Source organism: Shewanella sp. 10N.286.45.A1 (assembly GCF_041470405.1).
In the GTDB taxonomy this organism is placed as follows: domain Bacteria; phylum Pseudomonadota; class Gammaproteobacteria; order Enterobacterales; family Shewanellaceae; genus Shewanella.
In genome coordinates this window covers 1-14,813 of record NZ_JBFRMK010000155.1, presented here as the reverse complement: position 1 = coordinate 14,813, position 14,813 = coordinate 1, and the positions used below count along the sequence as shown (strand labels likewise).

Below are 14,813 nucleotides of genomic sequence, written 5' to 3'. Positions count from 1 at the left end.
TCATCGCTCAAGCCTTGTTCTAGAAGCATTACTCCTTACGGTAATGAGCCGAACAAAAACTGAGCTCGAAAGATCAACAGCCCCTAATGATTCAAACAATTTAGTGAGCTTAATCATGCCCAATTTCATTACCTTTTTACTATTGTTTGCCCACGCAACAACGGCGACAGCAAAACCATTAGCAGACTTGCCAGAGCCGGTCACAAATAATGCAGTGGCAATAGTCAGCAACGATTCAAAGGATTACCTACTGAGCTTTATGGGAATGGGGCAAAACAAGGATTATAAGGCGATTCATAACAAAGCATGGTCACTCGAGATAAGCCATCCAGCCCCTCAATGGCAAGCGTTACCAGCCGTACCACACATAAATAAAATAAGTGGACGCTTGGCAGCTATAGCTGTTGGCATTAACAGTGATGCTTACCTTTTTGGTGGCTTTACTGTTTCAAGTGATCATCAAGAGCTATCGACTGCCGATAACTATCGCTTCTCAATTAAAGATAAAAGCTATACACGCATCGCCGATATGCCGGTAGCTGTCGATGATACCAGCGCACTGGTTTATCAAAACCGATATATCTATCTACTAAGTGGCTGGCATCAACATGGTAACGTCAATTTAGTGCAGGTGTATGACACCCAAACAGATACTTGGGCCCAAGCTAGCCCCTTGCCTATTCCAGCTGTATTTGGCCAAGCCGCTGGCATAGTCGATGATGAAATAGTCATGTGTGATGGCGTAACAGTTACTCCTCAAATCAATCAGCCGAGAACGTTCACAGCATCAGCAGTTTGTTTATACGGAAAAATAAAAGCTAATAATCACTTACGTATCGACTGGCAGTTATTACCGCACTACTCTCAACAGGTTGCAGGCAAGCTACCACAACCAACAGCAGTGGCGCACTATCGAATGGCAGCAACGGGAAATGAACTTACCAAGCAAATCATTTTCATAGGTGGCAGCAATAACCCATACAACTATGATGGTATCGGCTATAACGGCCAGCCAAGTTCAGCATCCGATCTGATGCACCGCTTTGACTTGACCTCACATCAATGGCTTCCTGCAGAGATTGTGAAAACCTCATCTATGGATCATCGCGGCCTTATTATTTATAAAAACCAAGCACTTCGAATTGGCGGCATGCTTAAACAACAACAGGTAAGTAAAAGCGTATTGAGCGTACCTCTAAAGTAAGGTTTTGACCGCCAAAGTGTGATTACCCGAGCATTTTACTCAAGTAATGATTGAGAGCACATTAAGATGCAAATAATATACTTGTTATATTAATTTGTTGGAGTGCCACCATGTCTCAATCAAAAGAAGTGCTACTTAATACTCGTGTCGGCGAGTTGGTCGCTAATGACTTTCGTACAGCTCATATTTTCAGTCAACATGGTATCGACTTTTGTTGTGGCGGCGGTATTACGCTAGATCGCGCTATTTCGCGTTTTAATGCCGATGAGGATGCATTACTCAATGCACTACTCGCACTCGATGAAAACACAGTCACCGACCAAGGGCTTACCGAACTGCCACTGCCTGATCTGCTTAATTATATTGAGGCTACCCACCATACTTTTGTCAGAGAAAAAGCGCCGCTTTTAGTCGAATACAGCCAGAAAATGGTACGTGCTCACGGTGAAAACCACAGTGAGATAAAGCCGTTAGCAGGTTGGATTACAGCACTGGTTGATGATTTGATGCCACACCTGATGAAGGAGGAACAGATCCTGTTTCCAGCGATTTTAGGACTGCATAATCAAGTTGAAAGCCAAACTTGTTTTGGTCACATCAGTAACCCAATCAATGCGATGCAATATGAGCATGATGATGCGTTGCAGATTATGGAGAAGATTAGCGAGCTCACTAACGGCTTTCAGCCGCCAGAGCATGCTTGCACCACTTGGCGCGTTTGTTATGCCAGCCTCGCTGAATTCAATGCGGATCTAAAACAACATATCTACATTGAGAACAACGTATTGTTTCCAAAAGCCATTGCATTAACGGCTTAGACATAGCCAAATCACTATTACGAAAACATCTTAAACTTCAGTAATTCTTGGATGCTACTAATCTCAATATGAGGCAGCTGCAGAGTTAATGCCGCCTCTTCTGTTACGCCAAAGCCTGGATTGAGCCACACAGCCTGACAACCCGCATGTCTTGCGCCAACCACATCGCTCATGGCGCTATCACCAACATGCAGTATTTGCCTTGGTGGAGTATTGAGCTGTTTGGCAGCTTGCACAAACATATCTGCTGCAGGCTTTTGCTTGAAGCCCTGTCCCGGGTGCACAACAAATTCAAGCAGCTCCCCTAAACCAATGCGCTGATAATCGACATTGCCGTTAGTAATGCCAATCAAACGATAGTTTTGCTTCAGTTTCGCGAGTAGCTCAAGCACCGGGTTTGACACTGAAAAGTGACTTCGATGTAAAACAAAGTGGTCAAATACAGCTGTCGCGCCTGCTTTAGCCGTATGTGCATCGTAACCCAACTCAACCAAGCCACATTCAAGCATGGCTTGCCGAGCAAGACTAGGGTCATGGCGCAGTTGCGGGTGCTGCTTTATCAACGTTAACTTTAATCGATGCCAGTCACCTATTTGCCACGCTTGAGACTTAGGATATTGCTGATTGAGAAACTGTTGTGATGCCGCCTCTGCTTGTCGAATAATAGGGCGATTATCATATAAGGTGTCATCTAGATCGAAACTGATGACGCTAAAGGCTTCTGGCCGAATAAACAGCTTCATGATTTACTGCCTCGCTTTTTTGCTCTGGGGTGTGCGCCGTCATATACCTTAGCCAAATGTTGGAAATCTAAACTGGTATAGACTTGGGTTGTCGACAGGTTTGCGTGACCCAATAGCTCTTGTACGGCGCGCAGATCTGCACTTGATTCAAGCATATGGGTCGCAAATGAGTGCCTCAGTTTATGGGGGTGCACCTTAACATTCAGCGCCTGCTCCTGCCCCCATTTAGCCAGTCTGGCTTGAATGCTGCGGTGCGCCAAACGTCGGCCTTTGGCGGTGACGAACAGTGCATCATCTTCACAAGGAATATCTCTTTTAATATCAAGCCACTGAGATATTGCAGTCAGTGCTAACTTACCAATCGGCACGATACGTTCTTTACTGCCCTTACCCATCACTTTAACTTGCGCTTGGGAGAATTTAATATCAGTGACATCCAACGCTGCAAGCTCTGCCAATCGTAACCCTGATGAGTAAAACAGCTCCATTATCGCTTTATCTCGATAACTTAGCGGATCGTTCGCATCGATTTCTAACAGATGGGTTACCGAGTCCACATCCATATTTTTAGGCAAAGGCTTAGCTTGTTTAGGTGCGCTGAGATTAAGTGCTGGATTAACGGAGACTTGCCGCTCTCTGAGTAAAAAATCAAAGAACTGTTTAATTGACGACAAGGTAAGGGATAATGAGCGTGGACTCAGGCCTTTACGGTGTAGTTTAGCGATAATTGCTTGCAGTGATTCGTGTTTTAGCGCAAGCCAATCATCATCAGGTAGAAAAACAGCTTCTACCCGCTTTAATTCAAACAGGTAGTTTCTGACGGTATAAGCTGAAACTTGCCTTTCGGTTGTTAAGTATCGTTCAAAATCGATAAGCCAGGGTGACGTGCCCGAAGATACATTGTCAGCCATAAAGCCTCGCTATTAAATTTTGGACAACTGATGATCCAGTAACTGTTTGAGCTGCGAAAGTAACAGGTGATCCATATCAGGATGAAAATGCATCGGATCTGAGCTGGCGATAGCAAAGATCACTTGACCACACTCTTGCGATAAACGCGATAACGCCACTGAGCCGACTTCTGACCCAAAGAGGCGTTTTGACTCTTCATTAGTTAATCGGCCAAAGTAGTAACCTGAATCTAAGCGTTTTTTCCAGATCTGCGACAGTTCGCTGTCGATATCATGCACTGTGATTAACCGTACATGGCTGAACTGGAATTGCTCTTTTAGACTACTTGATAAAACTTGGCGTAACTCACCCATATCTTCACATTTTAGCATCTGCATCGACAGTGCACTGTTAAACATGTAGATCTGTTCATTACGAGATGCCATAGACAGTAAAGAGGTGATCTCCTCTTCAAGCTGAGACACCCGTTGGCGCAGCGACTCTTGCTGACGCTCAACTAACGAAACCGCACCGCGCTCTGCATGAGGGATCCGCATTGCCAATAATAACTCTGGATAACGGCTAAAAAAATCTGGATTATCAAGCAAATACTCTCTAATCAATATTTCATCAAAAGGAGGTTGCTGTTTCATGCTGCTATCTGTCATTGCGGAATTTGTCCATCATAAACGTGTTCAGCAGGTCCGGTCATCCACAGTGGCTTGCCTTCACCATCCCAATTGATCATCAAGGTACCACCAGGTAGATCCACCCGCACATTTCTTTCAAGTTTGCCCTGCAATATGCCGACAACAACGGCTGCGCATGCACCAGTACCACAGGCTAATGTCTCAGCCGCGCCGCGCTCATAGACACGCAGTTTTATATAACCAGGGTTTACTACCTGCATAAAGCCAACATTAACGCCCTTTGGGAATCGTTCATGTTGAGTCAATTCGCCGCCAATCGTATCAACATCAGTATTAGCGACATCATCAACATCAATGACGCAGTGGGGGTTCCCCATAGAAACTGCACCACAAAGGTATGTTCCACTAGATGCCATCAGTAAGTAGGTTTTCTCTACTTTCTTAGCATTAAAAGGGATTTTCGATGGCTCAAGCATAGGAATGCCCATGTTGACCGTCACCTTACCATCACGCTCTAGCCTCAGCGTTATCTTGCCTGATGAAGTACTGACTCGGATTTTATATTTTTGGGTCAGCCCTTTATTACGCACAAAACGTGCAAAACAGCGTGCGCCATTACCGCACTGCTCGACTTCGCTGCCGTCGGCATTAAAAATACGGTAGTGAAAATCAAGATCGGGATCGTACGGAGGTTCCACCAACAATAATTGATCGAACCCGATGCCAAAATTTCTATCGGCTAAGCGCTTGATCTGATCAGGTGAGAAGAACACATTCTGTGTGACCCCATCAACAACCATGAAGTCATTGCCTAATCCGTGCATCTTCGTGAATTGAATCAAGATGGACTTCCTTAAAGGTAACAGTAGCGGATAGTGCTTATCACGCTACATTCTATATATTGAGTTTACGGCAGTAACTGCTCACCTTGCCACAATTGTGCAAGTTTTTCTCTTTCACGGATAACAAAAGCTTTATCACCATCCACCATTAACTCGGCAGCACGTGGACGCGAATTGTAATTCGACGCCATAGTAAACCCATAAGCGCCCGATGAACGAATAGCCAAATAATCACCAGCCGCTATATTCAGCTGACGGTCTTTGCCTAAGAAGTCGCCCGTTTCACAAACAGGACCAACAACATCATAGCTTTGAGTATCACCACCCCGATCGATTGCAGGAATGATTTTTTGCCACGCACTGTACAGAGAAGGTCGAATCAAATCATTCATTGCGCCGTCAACTAAAGCAAAGCGTTTATCGCTATTCTCTTTAAGGTACAACACTTGAGTGACAAAGATACCTGCATTGGCGGCAATCGCTCTGCCTGGTTCAAAAATTAGCTTAAGATCTCGACCACCTAAACGCTCCAGTAGAGCAGCAGCATAAACATCTGGTTGTGGCGGTAACTCATCATCGTAAGTCACCCCTAGACCACCACCGACATCAAAGTGCTTAATCTCAATGTCTTGCTCTGCAAGTCGGTCAATTAGCGCTAACATTCTGTCCATAGCGTCTAAAAAGGGTTTTATTTCAGTAAGCTGAGAGCCAATATGGCAATCTACGCCTTTTATCTCTATGCCCGGTAACTCTTTAGCACGCAAGAAGATAGCTTCAGCTTCTTCCATGGCAATACCAAATTTATTCTCTTTAAGGCCGGTCGAGATATATGGGTGTGTGCCAGCATCCACATCAGGGTTTATCCGCAATGACACGGGGGCGACTTTGCCCATGCGCTGTGCCACAACACTTAATTGTTCTAGTTCAGCCGCAGATTCGACGTTAAAGCAGTAGATACCTATCTCTAATGCCATCTCCATTTCGGCTACTGTTTTACCAACACCTGAAAATACCACTTTAGCGGGATCACCACCGGCTTCTAATACTCTGGCAAGTTCGCCGCCCGAGACAATATCAAAACCACTTCCCAAGCGCGCCAGTACATTTAATACTGCGATATTAGAATTGGCCTTAACTGCATAACAGATAAGGTGTGGATGATTAGCGACGGCATTATCAAAAGCATGCCAATGGCGCTCTAATGTCGCTCGCGAATAGATGTAAAGAGGCGTGCCATGTTGCTTAGCTAATTCGGCAACTTGGCATTGTTCGGCATAGAGCTCGTCTGCTTGATATATAAAATGATCCAACGTCTTTAATCCTTTTTACTTTCTTCGCTTTGCTTTGGCTCTGCGTCAGGCGACTTTGTATCTGTCGCGGCTTGATTAACGTCTTGTGGAGGCGCTCTAAAAAGTGCACTTTTTTGCCCACAACCTAAAAGTACAAGGCTACCAAGCCCGAGTAATAAAAACAGTCTCATTTTTTTCAACATCGATGACCCTTAGTGCAATAACTTGAACTGAGGTAACATCAGTCAATGTCTTGCTGTATGGCAAAAAATAGATACCTTGATGTTTGCAGACTAGGCTATTCACAGTCAACCCTCTATCGCATTTATATCGGTAGTTTTTATCTGTTATTTTTCGATATTTGGCACTAACAATTAGTATAAAAATGTAATTTTGATGCTGAAATCTGCTTGTATGTGATATTTATCTGGTTTTAATGCAAATAAAGTTCTCAAAATATCTTTAGTTAAAAGCATAAAATTACTTATAAACATAAGCTTAAAAAGACTTAACTACTCATTCTGCATTCACTAAAATAATAACCATAAAATTAATGTGATTGGTAATCACCGATTGGATTGGTAATATATGTGTTAGTAGCTTAACACTGAGGGATAATTCGCATGGCTATGACAGATTTTGAATTTCATCAACTAGCAGATGAAATGTTCCAAGCAATTGATAGTGCGATAGAGGTACTCATTGACGAAGAAGATGCCGACGTCGATGTGGATGGTTCTGGTAATGTATTGCAGTTAGAGTTCAACGGTGATTCTAAAATTGTAATCAACAAACAAGAGCCGATGCATGAGATTTGGTTAGCCACTCAGTTCGGCGGCTACCATTTCGCTTACATTGACGGAAAATGGTTAGACCAACGCAATGACAACGAATTTATGCCATTTGTTATTGAATCTATTTTCAAGCAAAGCGGTCTAAAACTAGATATTAAATAGCTCATTATAAAAAGAGGAGAACTAACACTCCTCTTTTTCTGTTAATAATTTGGCCTAAAACTCTACCTCATAGGCCTCTTTCGAGACACCGAACGGCAGCGCTACCAGTTTGCCACTCAAGCGTTCCAGCTTAAAAAACTGCGGCATGTTAAATTGCTCTCGCTCCAGTATAGAATCATTAAAAGCATGATGATGACTGACCTGACTCACTAGCCCCTCAATATCAACCTCCTCCTGCACATAATGATTAAGGGCATTGTTTTCATCTAAGATAAACACATCTAAGCCTTCACTTCTTTGACGCAAGAAATATTGAATAGCCCCTCTCGCCGCATAATCTTGAATAACCGAAGGGATCTTTGAAAACGGCTCATTGCCAAGCTCTGGTCTAGGTATTTCAACCAGTTTTTTCTTTGATAACTGCTGATAGAATGACTTAGCATCACTGAGGTTTTCGAAATGCATGCCTCTATTGTTAAAGAAAATACCGTAACGTATCTTCCCCACTTTAAGCGGATAAACCAATGTTGACGACTCTTGTGCATCACGACCTAAACGTACCGTTCTATCGAGTAAATTTTTAACGCTACGTTCAGTCTGCGAACGTAACTTACTCGCACAGCTAATCACTTCCATAGCCACATCTTGTGAGGCTCTTTTCATCCCAGGAGTGATGAAGGCTAGCGTATCTAATAATGCATTCTGTCCCTCAAAATGGTGGCAATGCCACTCCCCCCAACTATTTAGACTGATAACATCGATAGACCCAAGCATGTTGCTACTGCTTTTACCCATAGAAAATACATTGCTGTTTAGATAATCCGCCATTATCTCCTGCCCCACCCATTGCTCTGTAGGATCGCTATTAAAGTTAAGCAGGAACACCAGCTTTTTAAAGTGCCAAGGCTGGCAGAGTGCCAACTTTGAGACTTTCATCGAACCAATATCAATTAAACCCACTAAGCGATCTGCTGCCGTCGTTAAAAAAGTCGCTCTATGCTTACTCTTCTTAACTTCATACCAGCGCGTCCCTTCAACAGATACGCCATTCAGTGATGCCCACACCAATAGTTTAGCCTTACTTTTTGAGTGATAAACCGCACTATGCTGTAAAAAATTTCTCGGTTGAGGCGCGCATCGATACAGGTAATAGTTTTTATCTTGCTCACTATAGATAATCGACAGGTGAGATTCTGTTAGGGAGCGACTCCACAACTGGTTAAGCGTCATTATCTGATGCTCATCCTCACTAAAGTAAGTGTGCAATTTTCGGGTCAGTAAGCCCAACTCAGAGATTCTGAGACTCTCACTTAATCTATGCGCTGAAGCAAAATGCAGCAAGGTTTGATAGCTACCCAACATGAGTTCATTAAGTTGCTCATTGAACCATTGAAGCTGCCCACAATGCCAATTCTCACAATTATCGAGGGTTTCAACTAGGCTGGCTGCCCAGCCCCAATCTTCAACCAACTGATAGATCTTATAGTAGCGCCAGTCTTTCGCTTGTTCCGGCAAACTAAGCCTTACGCCGCATTTTAGATAAAAACAGCGACGGGTGATCTCCAACCTTCTCGCATCACCTAGCTTTAACAGGTACTTTTCAATTGACTCATACAATAAGTAATAAGCGTCATTGCCTGCAGAGAAATCACCTTCCAAGGTACGCTGCCAAATGCGTTCGCTCACCAATTGAGTACTCGGGTATTCACTGGCATATGCTTCTAGCAGTAGCACCTTTAACAAGGCTTTATGAGGTTTTTCGACCCCTTTATAGAGCTGCCACAAAGACGCACCAAAATACTCACTAGCAGGTAGTGTTTGCGCATCGCCGAGCGAAAGTAAATGAGTATTTTTTACAGCGTTAGGCCACCAAGCAATCACTTTACCCGCAAGCCTGAAGTGACTGCGATAGAACTCTTCTAGTAATAACCAATGCTGAGCACTACCACTGTGCTCATGCCCCATACAGTTGTATAGATCAGCTTGATCTTCTTGGGTCATAATGAACTGTTCAGGGTGAACTAAATAGATATTCACTTCGAAGTCATACAGGGCGAACCACTCGGTCAATAAAGTGGCTTTTTGGGACAATAATTCACACTGATTTTTGCTTATTAATTTGCTATGAATAAGCCAAACATCAATATCACTCTGTGAGTTTTGTCCGAAGCTAGCAGTACTCCCCATACTATAAACCCCTTCAATCATAGGGTTATGCTTATTGATATTTACAGGAACTTGGAGATTTAGCGTGTCACAGGCTTCAAAATCTTCAGTACTTAAATGAAAATCAAATATCCCCTTGGGAGTAAACGGTCCATTGTAACCAGGGAGTTTTTCTGAGTGATGATGCAGAAAAACAGGGATCAAGCGGAGCAGGTAGCGCTTAAGAGGCGACAATAAAGCGCTTGCTCTAGCATATCGAATACAATCCAACCTTTCAGCTGCATATTCTTGCGTGTCGAGCTTTTCTACCAATTTAGGCTAACTCCCTAGTCTACATCGCTATGTCTAATGTATACGGCAAAACGTTTTACAGCAAGAAAACGCGACACTGATCACACTTTTAACCGAGATATAATTGGGTATACTTCAAAGAATCAGCAGCAGAATGTTACATCTGCTTTCGGGCAATGTTAGCATTGGCGCAACTAAGTTCTAAGATGGAATATTCTGCATGTCTCAAAATGTAATCCGTATCGCAACACGTAAGAGCCCTCTTGCCATGTGGCAAGCTGAATTTGTGAAAGCTGAACTGGAAAAAATCCATGAAGGCCTCACTGTTGAATTACTGCCGATGAGCACTAAAGGTGACATCATCTTAGACACGCCTCTTGCGAAAGTAGGTGGTAAAGGTTTATTCGTAAAAGAACTCGAAGTTGCCATGCTTGAAGACAGAGCAGATATTGCCGTTCATTCAATGAAAGACGTACCGGTTGATTTTCCAGAAGGGCTAGGTCTTGAAGTAATTTGTGAACGTGAAGATCCACGCGATGCATTTGTTTCAAACAACTTCAATAGCATTAATGAGCTACCGCAAGGTGCTGTGGTTGGTACTTCAAGTTTACGTCGTCAATGCCAAATTCGTGCGGCTCGTCCAGATCTTCAAATTAAAGATCTTCGCGGCAATGTAGGCACCCGTTTAGCTAAACTTGACGCTGGCAACTATGATGCAATCATCCTTGCAGCAGCAGGTCTAAAGCGTTTAAAGCTTGAAGAAAGAATTACTAGCTTTATTTCAGCAGAAGACTCACTACCAGCAAACGGCCAAGGCGCTGTTGGTATTGAATGTCGTACTGATGATACCCGTGTAAAAGCACTACTAGCACCACTTGAGCATTTGGAAACACGTCTTCGCGTTATCGCAGAGCGCGCAATGAATACTCGTCTAGAAGGTGGTTGTCAGGTGCCTATCGGCGCTTACGCAGAGATTGACGGTGACACATTGAGCCTACGCGGTTTAGTGGGTAACCCAGATGGAAGCCAAGTCATTGAAGCCTCAACTTCTGGCAATAAAAACGATGCAGAGCAACTGGGTGTTGCACTTGCAGAAGAGCTATTGTCAAAAGGCGCCAAGACAATTCTTGATGCCGTATATGCAAAAGCATAAGCAGTATCAATGAAGGTATTACTGACACGCCCACAAGGGCGTAATCAGTTAATGGAAGAGGCGTTATCTAATAGAAACGTCTCTTACCTAACTACGCCTTTGTTGCAGGTAGAACCCACTTCAAATCTCCAATCGAATCAGATCCACAGCACACTTTCTCAAGCTGATATCATCATTTTTATTAGCACCAATGCAGTCAAGTTTGCTTCCAATGCTATTGCTAGCAAATGGCCAGTCTCTGCTCAGTACTACGCTGTCGGCGAAGCGACTTATTTATCCTTGCAGGCCCATGGAATTATGGCCAATAAAGCTCCCGATGATTGTCAGCAGACTGAAGGTCTATTGAGTTTACCCGCGCTTAATAATGTCAGCGGTAAGAATATTGTCATTGTTCGTGGTGTCGGTGGACGAGAAGATTTAGCGATTGAGCTAACCAAGCGCAATGCAAATTTAGCTTACTGGGAAGTCTATAAAAGGGGATGTCCCGAGTTAAATATGAGCGATATTTGTCAGCAATGGCAATCATTCGGTATAGACACTATCATCATTACCAGTGGCGAAATACTCGATAACCTTATCAAAACTGTGCCAAATGAACTATTTGCATGGCTACAAACTTGTCATATTATAGTCCCTAGCTCCCGAGTATATGATAAAGCTGCTGCGTACGGTCTAATCACCGTAACCAATGCCAAGGCAGCCAATACCAATGCGATGCTGACTGCACTATCCTTATAGTTTAGTCACTTAAGCATTAGTAAATACTCGTTTTACTGCAGCATCATCGCTTTCAAGGACTGTATTAATGGAAAACAAGCACACTGACGCCAGCTCCACAGAGCTCACTCCAGAACAAACTAATGCGTCACAGCCCGTTATTGAGGCTCAGTCTGAACCGCAAAGTAGCTCAGCACAGCCTGCGGCGAATGAACTCCCTGCAGCAAATAAAACGACACCATGGGGCGTTATTATTACGCTTTTTTTATTATTGATTGTCACTTTTGCTACAGCTGCGGGCGGCTACCATTTATATCAACAGCTTGAGTCGCAAAAAGCGCAATCTTTGGCATTAGAGCAGAAGCTACAAGCTGAACTTGTTAAACCCAATCAACGTATCGCCTTTTTAGAGCAGCAGCAGAACCAATTTAAATCTGCTGTGGATTTAGCGCTAGCAACCGCTCAAAGCGAACAAACGCAACTACAAGAAAGAGTCTCGATAATTGCTCAACGCAACCCCAACCATTGGCGCGCAGAAGAAGCTAAATACTTAGTCCGGCTGGCTGGGCAAAAATTGTGGTTAGAGAAAGATCCCAGCACCGCAACTAGCCTGCTAAAAGCTGCCGACGAACGCATAAAATCAATGCGCGATCCTTCGCTTATGCCACTAAGAAAAGCACTGGCGAATGATATCGCCGCTACCGCCTCGATTAAAAATACCGATATTGCCGGCACCGTATTAACCCTTGATACCTTAATCGATGGTATTGAAACCTTGCCATTAAACCGTGCCGAAACCCACTTTTCAGCAGAAGAGCTAAAAGATACTCAAGTGAGTGACTCATTGGATGATTGGCAATCAAACCTCGCTAAATCTTGGCAAGCACTAATTGATGACTTCGTTATTATAAGAAAGCGCACCACTGATGCCGCGCCATTACTAGAACCCGATCAACAGTGGTACCTTGTAGAAAATACTCGAAATAAGCTGCTACAAGCGCAACTCGCACTATACCGCCAAGATCAAGTTAATTACCGCAACTCAGTTAAGTTGGCAAGAAAATGGATCTATCAATATTTCGACCTTAAAGATCAACAGGTCACCGATGCTCTAGCCACTTTAGATGCATTAGAAACCTTGAAGATCCAAACAACGTCCATTGAACGATTTGGTTCGACCAACCTTTTAAACCAGTTGGTAACTTACGGTAATTTAATGACTGAGGGGGCGCAATAATGGTTCGCGTTCTGGTCTATCTCGGTATTATTTTACTGGGCTTCTTCATCAGCCCGTTTCTAGCGGGTAATAAAGGCTACCTTTATATTGCCATTGGTGATTATCAAGTAGAGACCAGTATCGTCTTTGCCGTTATTGCCCTGGTTATATTTTACAGTCTGCTACAACTGGCTGAGTTTGTAATTGTTTGGGTGTTAAACCTCATTTTAGGAAGTCGACTACTACCAGAAAAATGGCGTAAGAAAGCTGCAAGAAAGCACACTCTTATGGGGGCTTTAGCGCTTGCAGAAGAAGATTGGGCCGCAGCAGAAAAAGCCATGGTTAAAGGTGCTGATAAGGGTGAGATCCCAGCACTTAATTTACTTGCAGCTGCGCGAGCAGCACAGCATCAGAATAATATTACAGCTCGCGATGAATACCTTGCTAAAGCAGAGCTTGAACCGTTAGCCACAAAAGCAGTGAGTACTACCCGCACCCGCTACTTGCTGCAACAGGGTGAATTAGTTTTAGCCAGAGAAGAACTAGATAAGCTAAATCCAACCAGCAAAAGCAAAGCCCCAGTGTTAAAGCTCGCGGTTGACCTATATAAAGCGCAGCAAGATTGGCAAGCTCTTAAACTTATTTTACCGATTGCCAGCAAAAAACAGATAATGGCTGATGATGCGTTTAAAAAGCTTACTTTTGAAACCAATATCGCTTTACTAAAAAATGCCGCCAGTACAAATGAACAAGAGCTAGAAAAATGCTGGCATTGGCTATCGCGTGGCGAACGAAAACAAGCAGAATATATAGCTGAATATGCTATCGGCTTAAATCGCTATGATCAAAAAGAGCACGCTATAAAGCTGCTGCAAAAGCAACTTAAAGCAGCCCCTTCAAAAGCCATTTTTGCAGCATTATCTCAAGTACTCACCCCGTCGGATGTTGAAGCTAAAAAGCAGCTATTGGCGCTCGAAGCTAACTTTGAAGACAATGTTGACTATCAGATCTGTTTGGCTAAGTTGTATCACCAAAATCATGACTATCACAATGCTAAAATATGGTGGCAAAAAGCTTGTTATCTCCAAGATGATATCAATAACTTGCATGCACTTGCTGACGTACAAGAGCACCAAGGCGAATTAAACAGAGCACTGCAAACCAGACGGAATGCCGCCAAGCTGTAAGTTTTTTTATATTCATTTTGTATATAAAAGCCACTGTATAGTGGCTTTTTGTCTTTTAAAGCACACTATTTTTTATTCCCTACAAGCTAGCTAACTGAAAAAACTCGCCTTTAAAATCTTACAAAAAATCCCAAAAACATATTATTGCCCCACCTTGACTTTCCCCAATTTGACAACATTTGAACCACGTACGAAATTTGTACTATTGGTACAACAATTAAAATGGCTAAATAACCTGAGTTCGGTTTAAGGGATCACTACTATCGCGTTCCATTCGGCGAGTGTGAGATTAAGCTGTGGCTGCCTTTCTTTTAGCTGATAAACCACTAGCCCTCCTATAACATTAAGCATAAAACCATGCACGCTACGATGCCTTGTATGCTCTATTTGTGAGATGTTTTTCAATTGGTCATTAATCGTTTCTATTATGAACCTTCTAGAAAGCATTGCCCTATCCCACAATGATAGTGCCTTCGCTTTCATGTTCTTACGTACATTGTTAATGTACGTCACCCCTTGCTCTAACAAGTCACCGGCCAACATTTTACTGATATATCCTTTATCTGCGTACAGCTTATCCATTCAGCCTACGACCATTTCTTTTACTGGCTTGGTGTCATGCGTACTCGCAGGTGTTATTTTTGCTGCGACAATACCGCCTTGATGAGTCACAATAATACCAATCAGTAT

At 43.3% G+C, this 14,813-nt stretch carries 14 protein-coding genes and 1 pseudogene; 7 read left to right on the top strand and 8 right to left on the bottom strand.

Translation table 11 applies throughout. From position 1 onward, the window contains the following. A partial coding sequence (locus AB4238_RS12600) for a Kelch repeat-containing protein (protein WP_372033750.1) occupies positions 1-1,204 on the top strand: 1,204 nt, incomplete at its 5' end. A 110-nt stretch (positions 1,205-1,314) separates the two neighbouring features. Further along, complete coding sequence (ric, locus tag AB4238_RS12595) at positions 1,315-2,022, top strand: iron-sulfur cluster repair di-iron protein (protein ID WP_372033749.1); 708 nt, start codon at positions 1,315-1,317, stop codon at positions 2,020-2,022. A 17-nt stretch (positions 2,023-2,039) separates the two neighbouring features. Here ric and AB4238_RS12590 read toward each other — a convergent pair whose 3' ends face one another. The 6 genes from AB4238_RS12590 to AB4238_RS12565 form a co-directional block, all read right to left on the bottom strand. Beyond that, complete coding sequence (locus AB4238_RS12590) at positions 2,040-2,765, bottom strand: HAD-IA family hydrolase (protein ID WP_372033748.1); 726 nt, start codon at positions 2,763-2,765, stop codon at positions 2,040-2,042. Next, entirely contained in the window at positions 2,762-3,676 is a 915-nt protein-coding gene (gene xerC / locus AB4238_RS12585; RefSeq protein WP_372033747.1) for a tyrosine recombinase XerC, read from the bottom strand. The genes AB4238_RS12590 and xerC overlap by 4 nt, the downstream gene beginning before the upstream one ends. Before the next feature lie 12 nt (positions 3,677-3,688). After that, positions 3,689-4,324 carry a DUF484 family protein gene (locus tag AB4238_RS12580; RefSeq protein WP_372033746.1) on the bottom strand — a complete coding sequence of 212 codons (636 nt, stop codon included), beginning with the start codon at positions 4,322-4,324 and terminating at the stop codon, positions 3,689-3,691. Beyond that, positions 4,321-5,148: a diaminopimelate epimerase gene (gene dapF / locus AB4238_RS12575; protein ID WP_372033745.1), complete on the bottom strand. Its 828-nt coding sequence runs from the start codon at positions 5,146-5,148 to the stop codon at positions 4,321-4,323. Before dapF ends, AB4238_RS12580 begins: the two co-directional genes overlap by 4 nt. 65 nt (positions 5,149-5,213) lie before the next feature. Continuing rightward, positions 5,214-6,458, bottom strand: a complete 1,245-nt coding sequence (gene lysA, locus AB4238_RS12570; protein ID WP_372033744.1) for a diaminopimelate decarboxylase — start codon at positions 6,456-6,458, stop codon at positions 5,214-5,216. A gap of 5 nt (positions 6,459-6,463) precedes the next feature. After that, a complete protein-coding gene (locus tag AB4238_RS12565) occupies positions 6,464-6,640 on the bottom strand; it encodes a hypothetical protein (RefSeq protein ID WP_220736811.1) in 177 nt (58 codons plus the stop codon). 420 nt (positions 6,641-7,060) lie between these two features. Between AB4238_RS12565 and cyaY the strand changes: the two genes are divergently transcribed. Continuing rightward, on the top strand, positions 7,061-7,393 hold the full coding sequence (gene cyaY, locus AB4238_RS12560; RefSeq protein ID WP_372033743.1) for an iron donor protein CyaY: 333 nt from the start codon (positions 7,061-7,063) through the stop codon (positions 7,391-7,393). Between the two features lie 54 nt (positions 7,394-7,447). Here the strand turns inward: cyaY and AB4238_RS12555 are convergent, their stop codons facing one another. Further along, positions 7,448-9,871: a class I adenylate cyclase gene (locus tag AB4238_RS12555; protein ID WP_372033742.1), complete on the bottom strand. Its 2,424-nt coding sequence runs from the start codon at positions 9,869-9,871 to the stop codon at positions 7,448-7,450. A 199-nt stretch (positions 9,872-10,070) separates the two neighbouring features. Between AB4238_RS12555 and hemC the strand changes: the two genes are divergently transcribed. The 4 genes from hemC (at position 10,071) to AB4238_RS12535 (ending at position 14,123) form a co-directional block, all read left to right on the top strand. Continuing rightward, positions 10,071-11,003 (top strand): hydroxymethylbilane synthase, encoded by a 933-nt coding sequence (gene hemC / locus AB4238_RS12550; RefSeq protein ID WP_372033741.1) that lies wholly within the window; start codon positions 10,071-10,073, stop codon positions 11,001-11,003. A gap of 9 nt (positions 11,004-11,012) precedes the next feature. Beyond that, a complete protein-coding gene (locus AB4238_RS12545; RefSeq protein WP_372033740.1) occupies positions 11,013-11,741 on the top strand; it encodes a uroporphyrinogen-III synthase in 729 nt (242 codons plus the stop codon). 67 nt (positions 11,742-11,808) lie between these two features. Then, positions 11,809-12,957: a uroporphyrinogen-III C-methyltransferase gene (locus AB4238_RS12540; protein ID WP_372033739.1), complete on the top strand. Its 1,149-nt coding sequence runs from the start codon at positions 11,809-11,811 to the stop codon at positions 12,955-12,957. Then, complete coding sequence (locus tag AB4238_RS12535) at positions 12,957-14,123, top strand: heme biosynthesis HemY N-terminal domain-containing protein (protein WP_372033738.1); 1,167 nt, start codon at positions 12,957-12,959, stop codon at positions 14,121-14,123. Before AB4238_RS12540 ends, AB4238_RS12535 begins: the two co-directional genes overlap by 1 nt. 246 nt (positions 14,124-14,369) lie before the next feature. Here the strand turns inward: AB4238_RS12535 and AB4238_RS12530 are convergent. Beyond that, a pseudogene (locus tag AB4238_RS12530) lies at positions 14,370-14,813 on the bottom strand (IS982 family transposase); the annotation flags it as partial.